Here is a 13,861-nt window from a genome sequence, read left to right as displayed (position 1 = left end):
GCGGTGTTCGCATCGATCCGCACGATGGAGCCGATCATGACGGAGGGCGCACGGATGCCGGTTTTCGTGCCCAGGTACCTGCTGCCGAGCCATGCGGCGCAGGCGCACGGGCAGACGCTGACGAGCGGCGTCGGGCGGCTGCTCGGCGACCACATGCTGTCGCTGTTCCGCAATCTGCCGAATCTGCGCACGCACGAGATCCCGAGCATCGTCCAGTCGATGCTGCTGCTGCTCGCCGCGGCCGTCGCCCCGACGGCACAGGCGCTGCACGACGCACGCGGCCCGATCGGCGGGGCGCTGGCCGAGCGGGTCCGCCGCTACATCGACGTGCATCTGCTGGAGCCCGACCTCGATCCCGACCGGATCTGCCGCGACATCGGCGTGTCGAGAGCGCGGCTCTACCAGCTGTTCAAGGAAGACGGCGGCGTGATGCGGCAGATCACGCGGCGGCGGCTGCGTCACGCGTACCACGTGCTCGGCGACCCGCAGCGCCGGCATCAGCGCATCGCGGAAATCGCGTGGGCGCACGGTTTTCCCGACGAGAAGTATTTCCACCGGCTGTTCAAGGCGGAGTTCGGCCATACGCCGAAGGAAACGCTCGAATGCGCGGCCGCGCCGATTCTGCTGCCGTGCGATGCGGCCGGCGATCGATGGGGGGATGGCGGGCGGCTGGCAGGATGGACGCTGCCGTTCGGTGTGCTCACCAACTGAGCGGGCCGCGCGTTCCGGACGCCGCGCGGCGGCTCGTTTCGTGCGTCACGCGTACACGCTGCTGGCCGCGCCGCCTTCATCGACCTCGTCGATCGCGGCCCGCAAGTCGTCGATCGCCACCATCAGCTCGCGCACCTGCCGCAACGACGGGTACTGGTGCAGCACCGCATGCCATTGCGGCATCGTCAGCAGCGCGTGCCAGACGACGGCGAGGCCGTCAGGGGTGGTATGCGGCTGTTGCGCGAGCGCGCTCGCGTACTCGAGGCTGGCTTGCGCCGACAGCAACTGCATCCGGCTCGCGGCGCCCAGCAGGCGCGGCGTCGCGTCCGCGGACGCATCGCAGCAATAGAGCACTTCCCGTTGCAGCGCGGCGTCGTCGGTCGTCAGCGCCCGCAGCGACGCGCCGTGCACGCGCACCGTGCCCTGGTGCGTCTCGAACGAATAGATCGTGTCCGGGTCGGCCTGCGCGAGCAGGGTCAGGCCGCGCAGCAGCCGCGGCAGATCGGTCGTCGCGGCATCCGCGGACGCTTTCGCTTCGACGAGGAAGCGCACGTTCCACGCGGGCGCCGGGTCGTCGCCGCGAGGGCGTTCGAGCAGGATCGCGTCCCATTCGGTTTTCGCGCGATCGTGCCGGCCCGGTATCGACGACGGCACGCGCATCGACGTCACCACCCGGTACGTGCGGCGTGCGTCGACGGCGTCGAGCCTGCGGGCCAGCGCGTCGAGCGCCTGCGCGGCCAGCGCTTCGACGGCTGCGCCGCGCTGCTGCGATGCGACGCCCTGTGCAACGGCGACCGAGCTGCCTTCGAGCGGGCCCTGGCGGACCCACAGCGCACGGTAGCGGCGCACGTGCTCGTCCGATGCCAGGGCGTCGACGCGCAGCAGGCGTTCGAGCGCGGGGCTGTCTTTCAGCTTGACGATGTCCTGTTCGAAGGCCGGGTCGGTCTTCATGTCGGGCAGTGCGAGCAGGTGCCGCAGCGTGTCGTGCAGATCGGCCCACGACGCGCCGGTGGCGGCCGCATGCAGCCGCGCGAGCCCGTCGCGTTGCCACGGCCGGGCGCTGCGCTCGAGCTTGGCGGGGTGCGCGATCGCGTTGACGGCCGAGTGCAGCGCGCGACGGTCCTGCTCCGCGTGTGCCGACAACGACGCGTATTCGCGCACGCTCGGCGCATCGTGCCGCAGCACCGCGGCCTGAAACGCGGGATCGCCGGAATGCGTATCCATCGCATCGCGGATCATCCGCGCGAGGGCGTCGATGAAGCGCTGCCGCAGCGCCGCGTCGGGTGTGTGCCCGTCGCTGCGCATCCTGCGCGCTTCCTCGATCACGATCGCAAGCGTAGCGGCCGGGTTCGCGGCGTCGGCCGGCGACGACGCGCTGTCGAGCGGCGGCAGCCGGTAGCGGCGCACGACGGTGCGCAGGGTTTCGTCGAGCAGGGCGGGAAGCGGTGTCAGCGACATGTTCGATATCGGCGTGAAAGCGGTGCGCATGCCAAGAGGTGGGGCGCGGTGTGCGCGGGGATGTGCAACGTTATCACGGTGTGGCCGAAAGAGCGGATGGCAGGGCAGTCGCGCCGGCGCGGAGCACGAGTGCTCGCGGTGTCAGTCCCGCGCGATGTCTTTCGTCAGCGTCTCGATGGTCAGGGTGTGGTCGCGCGGTGTGCCCACACCCGCGTCGAACGGGCCCGTCGTTTCACCCATCGGAGTCACTCTGTGTGAGTTGCTGCGGTTTGTCATGGACGTCACGTCGTCCAGGGATGGTTTCCAGGGATGGTTGAACGGCCGGCCGGCGGCGATTGGCGACCGCGGCCGGCCGGTCAGCCGGGCCCGCGCGCCGCGAGCATCAGGCCGTCAACGTCACCGACAAACTGCCGAGCTCGCCGAAGCGAACCGTCAGCGCATCGCCGAGCGGCACGTCGATCGCGCCCGCGTACGATCCGGTCGTCACGATCTGCCCGGCGCGCACCGGGTCGCCGCGCGATGCGAGGAAGTTGACGAGCCACACCAGCGGCTTCAGCGGATCGCCGTCCGGATGGCGGCCGTCGATCGTGCGGTTCAGCGCGCCTTCGAACGACAGCGCCAGCGTCTCGAGCGGCACGTTCAGCCCGTCGGGCACGACCGGGCCGACGCACAGCCCCTGGTTGAATTGCCCGTCGGCCAGCAGCTCGAACTTCGACGCGCGCGCGGGCTCCGCATAGCGGCAGCCGAGCACCTCGAGCACGATGCGCACCTCGCGGATCGCGTCGCGCACGTCCTGTTCGTCGTACGGCTGTTCGCGCGCGGGCAGGTCGCGATCGAGCACGAACGCGATTTCCGGTTCGATCCGCACGATCGGGCCGCCGACGACGCGGTACGGCGCATCGGCCTCGCGGATCGTCGACGCGAAGATCGGTGCGAGGATCACGCGGTCGGGCGGCGGCAGCGCGCATTTCCATCCGCCGACGGGTTCGCCGAGCAGGTCGGCCACGCGCTGCTGGATCGCGAGCGCGGTGTCGATGTCGTCGGGGCGCAGTGCATCGGGCAGTAGCGGGCCGGGCGAGCCGGCATGGCGGGCGGCGACGAGATGCTGGGCGGCGCCGTCCACGCGTTCGGTAGTCGTTGTCATGTCGGTTGAGCGAGTTGAAAGTGGGCCGGCAAATAAGGGCCGGACGAAAGTCGCACATCCGATGATAGCGCCTTCGGCATGGTGACCGCTCGATTCCGGTGCGCGCGGGCGGCGCGCGGCCGCCGCGGGCTCGGCGGATTCCGTCGCGCGCCGGCGGGTTCGACAGGCACGCGTATCGCGCGCCGCATACGCGAAGACGCACAAGGGTGCGGGCTCCGGCGCGCGTGCCGCGCCCTGCGTCGGCCGGTCGCTGCCGGCATGGGCACTCGCTTGATCGCCGTCAACATTCGAACCTGCCGTCCGCCGATGATGGTGACAGGCCGCGCGCACCCAGCCGCGCGGCAATTCACCCCAGCGAGGTTTGCATGTACAAGAAGATCATGGTGGCCGTCGACGGCAGCGCTTCGTCGAAACTCGCGCTTGCCGAGGCCGTAAAGGTCGCGCTGGCAGGCGACGCGCACGTCAGTGCCGTGTATGTGGTCGACAAGTCGGTGCTGTTCACTTACGCGGGCCGTTTCGATCCGCACGCGCTCGTCGAGGAAATGCGTGACGACGGGCGCAAGGTGCTGCGCGAAGCCGAACAGGTCATCGCGCTCGCCGGTGCGAAAGGCGAGGCCGAACTCGTCGAGACGGAGAGCATCGGCGAGGACATCTCGGAACGCCTGCAGCGCTACGTGAAGGAAGGCGGGATCGATCTCGCGGTGGTCGGCACACACGGGCGGCGCGGCATCCGGCGCGTGCTGCTCGGCAGCGTCGCCGAGCGCTTCGTGCGCGGCTCGAAGTGTCCGGTGCTGCTGATTCGCGGCGACGATGCCGACGTAGCGGCTGCGGCCGCGTAACCCGGAGGGGGCGCAATGATACGCCGCCAATCCCGGATCGTCGTCGCGGCGATCGCCGTGTTCGTCTCGCTCGTGGGGATGATGGCCGTCGTGACGGGGCTATTGTTCGACAACGCGATGGCGCTGCGCGGCGGCGCGATCGCGCTGGTCGTCGGCGTGGCCGGCTTCGTCGTGATGCTCAATCCGGGCGCGAAAGGCGAGGAGTGACGACGCGTTACGCGGCGTCGCTCCCTGAAATCACGGCGCGCGGCGCGTGCGTGCGCTTACGTACCGCGTGTACCGCTCGTACTGCTCGTACTGCTCGTACCGGGCGACGCCGCGCCGTCCGGGCTCGCCCCCACGTTCAGCCGCTTCAGTGTTTCTTCCAGGTCCGCGTTGTCCGGCTGAATCTTCCGCGCCTGCGCGAACGCATCGCGCGCGTCATCCGCGCGGCCCAGCTTCCACAGTACTTCGCCCTTGTGCGTCAGCCCGGTCGCATGGGCTTCGCGCACGTCCTTGTCCGCGTCGCCTTCCTTCGCGAGGATCGCGATCGACCGGTCGAACCACGTCAGCGCTTCGTCGTCGCGACCGAGGCGATGGAGCGCCCAGCCCTTGCTGTCGAGCGCATACGGGTCATCGGGTGACTGCGCGAGGCGCGCATCGATCATCGCCATCGCACGATCGATCTTCAGGCCGGCGTTGACGAGGTCGTAGCCGATGCCGTTCAACAGGTCGCCCGAGAAATTGCCTGCGTCGAGCGCGGTGTCGATGCGGCCTTCGTCCCGCTCGGCAATCGCCAGCGCGATCATCTTGGCCGCGATCTGTTCCCGGAGTGCCCGGCCGAGGTGCCGGCCGTCGGCGACCAGGCTGCCGAGATACTGCGTGTAGAGATCGGGCGTGCCCGGATCGCCGGCATGGTTGGCGATGTCCGTGCCGGGCCCCGCACACCAGTCGGTGTCCGCCGGCGCGCGCAATACCGTGCGACGCAACCTGAGCTTGCGGTTCACGTTCGACTGCACGAAGACGGTGTAGCCGTTGGCATCGATGCGCCCGCAGACGAGGTATTCCCCCGTCACGTCGAGTACGTACGGGTAATGGCCGTAGGGCCGCCCCGTATCTTCGTCGATCACCTGAAACGTCCCGCCGCTGTCGCCTTCGCCCACGACAGGCTGAAGCGCCCATTGGCTCTCGGGGTACCGCGCGGGCAGGCGGATCCGCACGGTGCGTCCGGCGGCATCGGTCGTGCCGAACACGACGCTGTTGCCGCCTGCTTGATGGCGCGGCAGCCCCGCGATCGCGTGTCCGGGCAGCAGCAACCGGTATCGCGCATTCGGCAGCGGCCGGTGCGTGACGGGGTCGCGCAGCACGAACCGATGCACATAAGGCCCGTTGCCGAACGACGCTGTCGGCGGGACATAGGTGCGCGCGTGGGCGGTGGGCAGCACGGCGCAGCTCAAGACCGCGGCAGCGAGCGCGGCGAGAAGTCGGAATGTCATGGAATTGGCGTGCTTGTCGGTATGGATCTTGTTGTTCGACGGCCTGAAATCGACATGCGTTGACGCTGTTGCGAAACCGTCGGCGGCCTGCGGCGGATCGTAGGGGCGCTCGGCGCAATTCAGTGCGGAACCCGCGCGCCGCAGCGTCATGCAAGGAAGCGGCGGACGCATGACGCGCGAATGCAGTGCGCAGCATAGCAGGCGTGTACCGGGCGCTCGTTTCCCGTTTGGTTTCGGTGTCGCACGTGGATCGACGATGTCGCGACTCGTGTCGGGTCGTGACATGTCGACCCGCACGATAATCGATTCCACAGCGATGAAACGGGTGAAACGACCGCAATTCGATCGATCCTCGCATCCTTTCGCGCTACGCGTCACCGCTGCGATCTTTCCGGCGCGCCTCGGCGCCCGCCGCCCCCGGAACGCCGTGCGCGACGTATCCGGCCGCGCGCGCTTCTGTCAAACTGGCGCCCATGAAACCGCGCCTCGCCTCACCGCCTTCCTCCGATTCCGCGCCTGCGCCCGCAGGTTATCCCGACGCCGACGAACTGGCCGCGCTGCGCGCATGGTACGCGGGCATGACCGTGCGCCAGGCCGTCGAACGCTACCTGCCCGATCGTCTCGGCGAAGGGCGCTCGGCGCGCGGCGTGATCGGCGGGATTCGCCGCCGCCTCGTGCGCGTCGCGCGACAGGCCGGCCGGCCCGATCTCGCGGAGCGTCTCGGTCATCCCGACGGTGAGCGTATTCGGGAGGCGAAGGCGGCCGCCGAAGCGATCGGCCTGCTGCGTCATGCGCGCGCGCCGGTCCCGCAGATCAGCGACGACGTCGGCCTGTGGCTGCCCGCGCGTGCGGTCGCCGCGCTGCGGGCGCACGGGATCGCGACGCTCGCCGATCTCACGGTGCGGATTCCGCGCCGGCGCCAGTGGTGGCGTGCGATCGCGGGCCTCGGCGTGGCCGGTGCGCGGCACATCGAGGCGTTTTTCGCCGCGCATCCGGACCTGACCGAACGGGCGCGCGCGCTGATCGCGGCGACGCCGCGCGGCAGCATCGTGCCGTGGGAGCAGTTGAAGCTGCCGCACGAGGTCGACGGCTCGGCCGGGACGTTCCGCGCGCCGCGCGCGACCAGCACGCTCGATGCGGACAACGATTACGCGGCCGTGCACGCGTGGCTGTCGCTGCACGAATCGGCCGCGACGCGGCGTGCGTACCGGAAGGAGGCGGAGCGGTTGATCCTGTGGGCGATCGTCGAGCGCGGCCGCGCGCTGTCGTCGCTGACGACCGAGGACGCGGTCGCGTATCGCGCATTCGTGCGGCGCCCGAGCCCGCACGAACGCTGGGTCGGGCCCGTGCGGCCGCGCGGCGCGCCCGACTGGCGGCCGTTCTCGGGCGCGCTGTCCGCGCGTTCGGCGGCGTACACGCTGTCGGTGCTCGGCGCGTTGTTCCGCTGGCTGATCGAACAGCGCTATCTGCTGGCGAATCCGTTCGCGGGCGTCAAGGTGCGCGACACGCGCGGCGCGAACGCACTCGACACGTCGCACGCGTTCACCGAAGGCGAATGGCTGCTCGTGCGCACGATCGCCGACGGGCTCGAGTTCCGCACCGGCACGGCGGCCGGTGCGCCGCAGTCGGGCTGGACGCCGGCCGCCGCGCAACGGCTGCGCTTCATTCTCGATTTCGGTTATGCGACCGGGCTGCGCGCGAGCGAGCTGGTCGGCGCGACGCTCGGCGGCATCGAGACGGATGCGCACGGCGACGCGTGGCTGAAGGTGGTCGGCAAGGGCGGCAAGGCCGCGCGCGTCGCGCTGCCGCCACTCGCGCGCACGGCGCTCGACCGTTACCTGGTCGCCCGCCGGCTGCCGGTCACGCCGGTGCGCTGGCGGCCCGATACGCCGCTGATCGCGAGCCTCGCGGAAGACGGCGCGGCCGCGATCACGAGCGTGCGGCTGTGGAAGGTGATGCAGCGTTTCTTCACGCAGACGGCCGATCAGGTCGAGGCCGACAACCCCGCGCTCGCGCAGAAGCTGCGACAGGCGAGCCCGCACTGGATGCGCCACACGCATGCGACGCATGCGTTGGCGCGCGGCGCGGAGCTGACGACCGTGCGCGACAACCTGCGGCATGCGTCGATCTCGACGACGTCGATCTACCTGCACGGCGACGACGTGAAGCGGGCGCGGCAGATGTCGAGCGCGTTTGCGGCAGACAAGTAACGACGTCTCGACGATCCGGCAGGGTCCGCGTGCGCGTCATGCCGGTTGTCGGTTCGCGTCGGGCTGCGCGAGGTGCTGAGCCGCACGCGCCACGACCGCATGACGATCGGGCCGCACGCGCTCGAACAGCGCGGACACCGACGCGAGAATGTCCGGCGCGGCCCGCTCGGGACGTCCGCAGTCGAACGGCGGCTCGGGCGCATATTCGATGCCGAGCTGCACCGCTTGCGCGTAGGCCGGGCCGGCCAGGTCGGCCATCACCGAGAGCGCCATGTCGATGCCGGCGGTGACGCCGCCGCCCGTGACGACCGGGCCGTCGCGCACCACGCGGCCTTCGTCGACGATCGCACCGAACGGCGGCAGCAGGTCGCGCCACGCCCAGTGGCAGGCGGCCCGCCGGCCTTGCAGCAACCCGGCCGCGCCGAGCACCAGCGACCCGCTGCACACGGAGGTAACATAGCGGGCGCCGAGCGCGAGCCGGCGCACCTCGCGGACGAATGCAGCGTCGGCGATCGCATCGATCACGCCGAGCCCGCCCGGCACGCAGACGAGATCGGCATGCGCGATGTCGGCGAGCCGCTCGACCTCGGCAACGGTCAGGCCGCTGTCCGCGCGAATCGATCCGCCGCGCACCGAGGCCCGCCGGATCCGCGCGCCCGGCAGACGCCAGAACACTTCGTCCGGCCCGGTGAAATCGAGCTGCGTGACATGATCGAACAATGCGAATACGACGATGAACGGCGTGGTGGCCATCACGATCTCCCCAGGTATGAGCGGCGTGTAGCATCGCGCCGCGCGCTGTCCGTCGCAATGTCATTTCTCCCGCACTTTCTGCCATGACCCATCGCGTCGCCATGCTCGTATATCCCGGTTTCCAGGTGCTGGATGCCGCCGGGCCCGTTTCCGCGTTCGAGATGGCCGACTACGCGCGCACGCCGTATTACGCGGTTCGCATCGTCGCGGCGCAGCCGGGGTTGGTGCGCAGTTCGTCGGGCGTGAGCTGGCACGCCGAACCGTTGCCGGATGCGGCGGATCTCGACACGTTGCTGGTCGCGGGCGGCGACGGCGTCGATGCCGCGATGGCCGACGCGGCGACGTGCGCGTTCGTCCGGCGCTGCGCGGCGCGCGGCATCCGCGTGGCGAGTGTCTGCTCGGGCAGCCTGCTGCTGGCCGCCGCCGGTGTGCTGGACGGCCGGCTGGCGACCACGCACTGGGGCTGCGGCGAGCGGTTTGCGCGGGCGTTTCCGCAGGTGCGGCTCGCGCTCGATCGCATCTATGTGAACGACGGGCCGTTCTGGACGAGCGCCGGCATCACGGCCGGCATCGACCTGACGCTCGCGTTGATCGGCGAGGATCGCGGCGAACGGCTCGCGCGCGCCGTCGCGAAACGTCTGGTCGTGTACTACCGGCGCCCCGGCGGACAGTCGCAGTTCTCGGCGCTGATCGAGCTCGACAGCGCGCAAGGGCGCTTCAAGCCGTTGCTCGACCACATTCGCCGCAATCTCGGCGCGCGCCTGCGCGTGAGCGACCTAGCCGAGCAGGCGTGCATGAGCCCGCGTCAGTTCGCGCGGGCGTTCCAGACGGAAACCGGCCTCACGCCGGCCAAGGCCGTCGAGAAACTGCGCGTGGAAGCCGCTCGCGCGGCGCTCGAAAGCGGGGCGGCGTCGCTGCAGCGCGTGGCGAACGAGTGCGGTTTCGGCGATACCGAAAACATGCGGCGCAGCTTTCATCGCTGGCTGGGCGTCGCGCCGTCGGCATTGCGTTCGTAGGCGGGCGTTGTCGCTTTGTTACGTCGTCGATCGCGGTCGTCTCGCTCGGCCGCGCGCCGTCATGTGACTGTCGCGACACGGAACGACACGACACGACACGGCATGGCACGCAGCGTGTCGCGGGCCGGGAATGCCTGCATGTGCCTGAATGCACCCGAATGCGCGTTCCGCCGACGAATGGATGACGCACCGCAGCGCATCCATCGATCAGGCGGAACGGTCGGGCACACGCTGCGGTCATACGCCTTTTGGAAGGAGCAGGGATGGCATCGAGCCAGGGCACAGTCGATTTCATCGTCGAGCAGATGGCGGCGGCCGGCACGATATCGGCGCGCAAGATGTTCGGCGAGTACGGTATCTATTGCGACGGCAAGATGGCGGCGCTCGTCTGCGACGATCGGCTGTTCGTCAAGCCGACGCCCGAAGGCCGTGCGTTTCTCGGCGCGTGCGAGGAAGGCTCGCCGTATCCGGGCGCGAAGCCGCACCTCGTCATCTCGGGCGCGCGCTGGGACGATCGTGAATGGCTGTCGGCGCTGATCCGGATCACCGCCGCGCAGTTGCCGGTGCCGGTGAAGCGGCGTCGATAGCGGCCTTTTCGCATGCAATGTTGCGCTGCGGCCAGGCGTATTCTGTGACACAGGTGCGCGACCCTCGCGCGCCAGGCGGGAGCACAAGAATGAAGACATCCGGACATCCGCGCGGCACGTGGCTGGCTCGCTGCGCCCGGTACGCGCTCGTCGCGGCCCTGTGTACGGGCTGGAGCGCGCTGTCGTTCGGCGCGGACGACGCGGCGGCGTTGCTCGACCGTTACCGCAGCCTCGGCGCGCAACTGAAGGACAACGCGTTTCACCGGCCGCTGGTGCTCGAATCGGCGGAAGCATCGTCGTCGCTGAAGGGCGACATCTACGCGGTGGTCGACTATCCGTTCTCGGTCGTGAGCGGGCAGCTCGACGATCCCGCGCAGGGCCCCGCGAACTGGTGCGCGGTGCTGATCCTGCACCTGAACACGAAGTACTGTCATGCATCGGGCGGCGGCAACGGCCCGGTGCTCGACGTGAACCTCGGCCGCAAGATCCAGCAGAAGCTGTCCGACACCTATCGCGTGCAGTTCCGCTATCGCGTGGCGGCCGCATCGCCCGACTATTTCCAGGTCGACCTGACCGCCGACAGCGGCCCGATGGGCACGAAGGATTACCGGATCGCGCTGGAGGCCGTGCCGGTCGGCGCGTCGCGCACGTTCCTGCATCTCACGTATTCGTATGGTTTCGGCACGGTCGGCCGCATGGCGATGAAGACCTACCTGGCGACCGTCGGCAGCGACAAGGTCGGCTTCACGAACGTCGGCGGATCGGCCGCGCAGCCGCAGTACGTCGGCGGCGTGCGCGGGCTGCTGGAGCGCAACACGATGCGCTACTACCTCGCGATCGATGCGTATCTCGCGACGCTCGACAAGCCGCTCGACCAGCGCCTCGCGCGCTGGTTCGACGCGACCGAGCAGTATCCGCAGCAGCTGCACGAGGTCGAGCGCGGCGCGTATCTGCAGATGAAAGCGCAGGAGGTGCAGCGGCAGCAGGCGGCGCGATGACGGTGTGGTTCCCGGTCGCGCCGCCGCGCGTCAGTTCGACGCGCCGCCGACCGTGCGGATGCTGTGCCACTGCCCCTGTTCGACGCGGAACAGCGTGTACGGCGGCTTGATCAGGTCGCCGCGCTCGTCGAACGAGATCTTTCCGGTCACGCCGGTGACCGACACGCCGGGCAGGCTCGCGACGATCTTGCCGCGATCAAGCGAATCGGCCTTGCGTACCGCCGCGATCATCGCGAGCGCCGCGTCGTACGAGAACGGCGCATAGAGCTCCACATCCTGGTTGAAGCGTGCCTTGTAGCGCTGCGCGAACGCGACCGCGGAAGGCAGCTTGTCGAGCGCCGGCCCCGGTTCGAGATCCTGCGTGCCTTCGCCCGAGGTGCCGGCGATCTTCAGGAATGCATTGCTTTTCAATGCACCGGCGCCGAACAGCTGCGCGCGGATGCCGAGCGAGCGCATCTGCTTGACGAGCATCGCGCCCTGTTCGTCGAGGCCGCCGAAGAACAGCAGGTCGACGTTGTTGCTCTTCATCGTCGTCAGGATCGCGCGGAAATCGACGGCCTTGTCGTTCGTGTATTCGCGCGACACGATGCTGCCGTGCGCGTCCTTCACGCCCTTCTCGAATGCGTCGGCGAGACCCTGGCCGAACGCGGTGCGATCGTCGATGATGCCGATCCGTTTCGCCTTCAGCTGCTCGACCGCGAAACGGCCGGCCACCACGCCGCCGACGCCGTCGTGCCCCATCGTGCGGAATACGTTCTTGAAACCTTGCATCGTCAGTTGCGGATTGGTCGAGCCGGGCGTGATCATCGCGACGTTCGCCTGCTTGTAGACGGCCGACGCGGGAATGCTGCAGCCCGAGTTGTAGTGGCCGATCACGCCGACCACGCCGTCGTCGACGAGCTTCTGCGCGACCTGGATCGCGATGCGCGGATCGGCCTGGTCGTCCTGTACGTCGAGCACGAAGCGCACGGGCTTGCCGCCCACGGTCGGATGTTTCGCGTTCTCTTCGTCGAGCGCGAGTTGCGCGCCGTATTGCAGATCCTTGCCGACGCGCGCGACGGGCCCCGTCAGCGGGCCGGCGAAGCCGATCTTGACGGTTTCGGGGTCCGCGGCCTGCGCGGATGCGCCGACCGTGCCGATCGAGCAGACGGCCAGCCAAACCAGCCAGTTACGACGATTCATGATGGATGCCTCCTTGCAGTGGTGAAAATCGCGGCGCGCGTCAGAATCGCGCGGCCCGGTACGGTGCGAGGTCCAGCGGCGGTGCGCGCTGGGCGACGAGGTCGGCGACGATTTGCCCGGTGATGCCGGCGAGCGTCACGCCGAGATGCTGATGGCCGAATGCGTGGATCACGCGCGCGCTGCGCCGCGCGCGGCCGATCACGGGCACGCCGTCCGGCAGCGTCGGCCGGAAGCCGAGCCAGCTGCGCGTCGGTGCGCCGAGCGACGGCACGGCTTCGCGCGCGGAACGCGTGAGCAGTGCGACGAGCGACGGATTCATCGGCGCGTCGAAGCCGCCGAGTTCGACGGTGCCGGCCGCGCGCAGCCCTTCGTCGAGCGGTGTCATGTAGAAGCCGCGCTCGGCCCAGCCGACCGGCCGCGAGACGATCGGCTCGTGCGCGCCGAACTGCACGTGATAACCGCGCTCGGTATCGAGCGGCACCGTGTCGCCGCACGCGGACGCGAGTGCGCGCGAGCGGGCGCCGGCGGCAATGACGACGTGATCGAACGTGCGCGCGGCGCCGCCCGCATGCACGTTCACGCTGTCGCCGGCGGGCTCGATCCGTTCGACGCGCGTGCGTTCGAGCGCGGCGCCGCCGGTGGCGAGGTGCGCGAACAGGGCGCCGAGGAATCCGCACGGATCGGAGAAGTGCCAGCTTCCGACGAATAGCACGCCGCGCGTGAAGATCGGCGCGAGTGCGGGCTCGAGCCGGCGGATCGCGCTCGCGTCGAGCGTCTCGAACGGCACGCCGAGCCGGCGCCGTAGCGCGAGCGACGGCTGCGCGGCGTCGAACGACGCCTGCCGCGCATACAGGTACAGGCATTCGCGCGGCCGCACGAACGCGGCGAGCCGCGACGGTGCAAGCAGCGGCGTATAACCGTCGGCGGCACGCGACAGCAGCGCGGCCAGCGCGGTCGCGCTGCGTGCGTGGCGCGCGGGCGTCGATGCGAGCAGGAACCGCGCGAGCCACGGCGCGCCGTGCAGCAGGTACGGCCAGCGGATGCGCAGCGGGCTGTCGGCGGCGAACAGGAAGTGCGGCATGTCGCGGAACACCGACGGGCCGTTCACCGGCACGCAGCCGTACGGCGCGAACGTCGCGGCATTGCCGAACGACGCGCCCTGGCCGATGCCGGCCGGGTCGAACAGCGTCACGCGATGCCCGTCGCGCTGCAGCCATGCAGCCGCGCCGAGCCCGATGAAGCCTGCACCCACGATGGCGACATTCGCCATGACGCGTTCCCTCCGGTCCACATGATTCACACAAAGTTGCGATCAAGAATCACACAGTAATTTTTTGTGTGCAATCAAAATGAGATTGTGTGGCGCTAGTGTTTACCCGATTCCAACTGACTGATTCGACAGATTTTTCAACTGACGTTTGACGGGGAGGGGATGTCGGATACAATCGCTGGGCAGGTCAAAATGGCAGACAAACGCTTTTTGTGTGG

At 69.4% G+C, this 13,861-nt stretch carries 13 protein-coding genes; 7 read left to right on the top strand and 6 right to left on the bottom strand.

Annotated features, from left to right (window positions below; all coding sequences use genetic code 11):
- Positions 1-36 precede the first annotated feature (36 nt).
- A complete protein-coding gene (locus AB3K92_RS04400) occupies positions 37-711 on the top strand; it encodes a helix-turn-helix transcriptional regulator (RefSeq protein ID WP_369464513.1) in 675 nt (224 codons plus the stop codon).
- A 45-nt stretch (positions 712-756) separates the two neighbouring features.
- Here the strand turns inward: AB3K92_RS04400 and AB3K92_RS04395 are convergent, their stop codons facing one another.
- Both AB3K92_RS04395 and AB3K92_RS04390 read right to left on the bottom strand, forming a co-directional pair.
- On the bottom strand, positions 757-2,169 hold the full coding sequence (locus AB3K92_RS04395) for a 3-deoxy-D-arabino-heptulosonate 7-phosphate synthase (protein WP_369464512.1): 1,413 nt from the start codon (positions 2,167-2,169) through the stop codon (positions 757-759).
- A 382-nt stretch (positions 2,170-2,551) separates the two neighbouring features.
- Positions 2,552-3,313: a 2-keto-4-pentenoate hydratase gene (locus AB3K92_RS04390; RefSeq protein ID WP_042973772.1), complete on the bottom strand. Its 762-nt coding sequence runs from the start codon at positions 3,311-3,313 to the stop codon at positions 2,552-2,554.
- Between the two features lie 365 nt (positions 3,314-3,678).
- On the opposite strand from AB3K92_RS04390, the gene AB3K92_RS04385 reads away from it, so the two are divergent.
- Positions 3,679-4,152 (top strand): universal stress protein, encoded by a 474-nt coding sequence (locus AB3K92_RS04385; RefSeq protein WP_021157889.1) that lies wholly within the window; start codon positions 3,679-3,681, stop codon positions 4,150-4,152.
- A gap of 15 nt (positions 4,153-4,167) precedes the next feature.
- Positions 4,168-4,359, top strand: a complete 192-nt coding sequence (locus tag AB3K92_RS04380) for a DUF2964 family protein (RefSeq protein WP_059486014.1) — start codon at positions 4,168-4,170, stop codon at positions 4,357-4,359.
- 56 nt (positions 4,360-4,415) lie between these two features.
- Here AB3K92_RS04380 and AB3K92_RS04375 read toward each other — a convergent pair whose 3' ends face one another.
- The gene (locus AB3K92_RS04375; protein ID WP_369464511.1) at positions 4,416-5,627 is read right to left on the bottom strand and encodes a tetratricopeptide repeat protein; all 1,212 of its coding nucleotides are present in this window, start codon (positions 5,625-5,627) and stop codon (positions 4,416-4,418) included.
- A gap of 473 nt (positions 5,628-6,100) precedes the next feature.
- Between AB3K92_RS04375 and AB3K92_RS04370 the strand changes: the two genes are divergently transcribed.
- Positions 6,101-7,837 (top strand): site-specific integrase, encoded by a 1,737-nt coding sequence (locus AB3K92_RS04370; protein WP_021157892.1) that lies wholly within the window; start codon positions 6,101-6,103, stop codon positions 7,835-7,837.
- A 36-nt stretch (positions 7,838-7,873) separates the two neighbouring features.
- Here the strand turns inward: AB3K92_RS04370 and AB3K92_RS04365 are convergent, their stop codons facing one another.
- Positions 7,874-8,590 (bottom strand): DJ-1/PfpI family protein, encoded by a 717-nt coding sequence (locus AB3K92_RS04365; protein WP_059621104.1) that lies wholly within the window; start codon positions 8,588-8,590, stop codon positions 7,874-7,876.
- Positions 8,591-8,673: 83 nt separating this feature from the next.
- Here AB3K92_RS04365 and AB3K92_RS04360 point away from each other — a divergent pair, with 83 nt between their 5' ends.
- From AB3K92_RS04360 to AB3K92_RS04350, 3 genes are all read left to right on the top strand, one after another.
- The gene (locus AB3K92_RS04360) at positions 8,674-9,606 is read left to right on the top strand and encodes a GlxA family transcriptional regulator (RefSeq protein ID WP_042973773.1); all 933 of its coding nucleotides are present in this window, start codon (positions 8,674-8,676) and stop codon (positions 9,604-9,606) included.
- A 263-nt stretch (positions 9,607-9,869) separates the two neighbouring features.
- Entirely contained in the window at positions 9,870-10,193 is a 324-nt protein-coding gene (locus AB3K92_RS04355) for a TfoX/Sxy family protein (RefSeq protein WP_369464510.1), read from the top strand.
- Positions 10,194-10,282: 89 nt separating this feature from the next.
- Positions 10,283-11,191: a hypothetical protein gene (locus AB3K92_RS04350; protein ID WP_021157896.1), complete on the top strand. Its 909-nt coding sequence runs from the start codon at positions 10,283-10,285 to the stop codon at positions 11,189-11,191.
- A gap of 30 nt (positions 11,192-11,221) precedes the next feature.
- Here AB3K92_RS04350 and AB3K92_RS04345 read toward each other — a convergent pair whose 3' ends face one another.
- Positions 11,222-12,373, bottom strand: coding sequence for a branched-chain amino acid ABC transporter substrate-binding protein (locus AB3K92_RS04345; RefSeq protein ID WP_021157897.1), 1,152 nt, complete (start codon positions 12,371-12,373; stop codon positions 11,222-11,224).
- 40 nt (positions 12,374-12,413) lie between these two features.
- Positions 12,414-13,643 (bottom strand): NAD(P)/FAD-dependent oxidoreductase, encoded by a 1,230-nt coding sequence (locus AB3K92_RS04340; protein WP_369464509.1) that lies wholly within the window; start codon positions 13,641-13,643, stop codon positions 12,414-12,416.
- Between the last annotated feature and the right edge of the window lie 218 nt (positions 13,644-13,861).

The sequence above is a fragment of the Burkholderia sp. Bmkn7 genome (assembly GCF_041103175.1).
GTDB classification, from domain to species: Bacteria; Pseudomonadota; Gammaproteobacteria; order Burkholderiales; family Burkholderiaceae; genus Burkholderia; species Burkholderia cepacia.
The sequence above is the reverse complement of the archived record's forward strand: the minus strand, read 5'-3'. Positions and strand labels throughout refer to the sequence as shown.

Excerpts from the sequence above, each read along its gene's own strand:
- AB3K92_RS04345 (WP_021157897.1), bottom strand. The coding sequence starts at position 12,373 with ATGAATCGTCGTAACTGGCTGGTTTGGCTGGCCGTCTGCTCGATCGGC.
- AB3K92_RS04340 (WP_369464509.1), bottom strand. The coding sequence starts at position 13,643 with ATGGCGAATGTCGCCATCGTGGGTGCAGGCTTCATCGGGCTCGGCGCG.
- AB3K92_RS04365 (WP_059621104.1), bottom strand. The coding sequence starts at position 8,590 with ATGGCCACCACGCCGTTCATCGTCGTATTCGCATTGTTCGATCATGTC.
- AB3K92_RS04360 (WP_042973773.1), top strand. The coding sequence starts at position 8,674 with ATGACCCATCGCGTCGCCATGCTCGTATATCCCGGTTTCCAGGTGCTG.
- AB3K92_RS04350 (WP_021157896.1), top strand. The coding sequence starts at position 10,283 with ATGAAGACATCCGGACATCCGCGCGGCACGTGGCTGGCTCGCTGCGCC.
- AB3K92_RS04375 (WP_369464511.1), bottom strand. The coding sequence starts at position 5,627 with ATGACATTCCGACTTCTCGCCGCGCTCGCTGCCGCGGTCTTGAGCTGC.
- AB3K92_RS04380 (WP_059486014.1), top strand. The coding sequence starts at position 4,168 with ATGATACGCCGCCAATCCCGGATCGTCGTCGCGGCGATCGCCGTGTTC.
- AB3K92_RS04390 (WP_042973772.1), bottom strand. The coding sequence starts at position 3,313 with ATGACAACGACTACCGAACGCGTGGACGGCGCCGCCCAGCATCTCGTC.
- AB3K92_RS04395 (WP_369464512.1), bottom strand. The coding sequence starts at position 2,169 with ATGTCGCTGACACCGCTTCCCGCCCTGCTCGACGAAACCCTGCGCACC.
- AB3K92_RS04400 (WP_369464513.1), top strand. The coding sequence starts at position 37 with ATGACGGAGGGCGCACGGATGCCGGTTTTCGTGCCCAGGTACCTGCTG.
- AB3K92_RS04370 (WP_021157892.1), top strand. The coding sequence starts at position 6,101 with ATGAAACCGCGCCTCGCCTCACCGCCTTCCTCCGATTCCGCGCCTGCG.
- AB3K92_RS04355 (WP_369464510.1), top strand. The coding sequence starts at position 9,870 with ATGGCATCGAGCCAGGGCACAGTCGATTTCATCGTCGAGCAGATGGCG.
- AB3K92_RS04385 (WP_021157889.1), top strand. The coding sequence starts at position 3,679 with ATGTACAAGAAGATCATGGTGGCCGTCGACGGCAGCGCTTCGTCGAAA.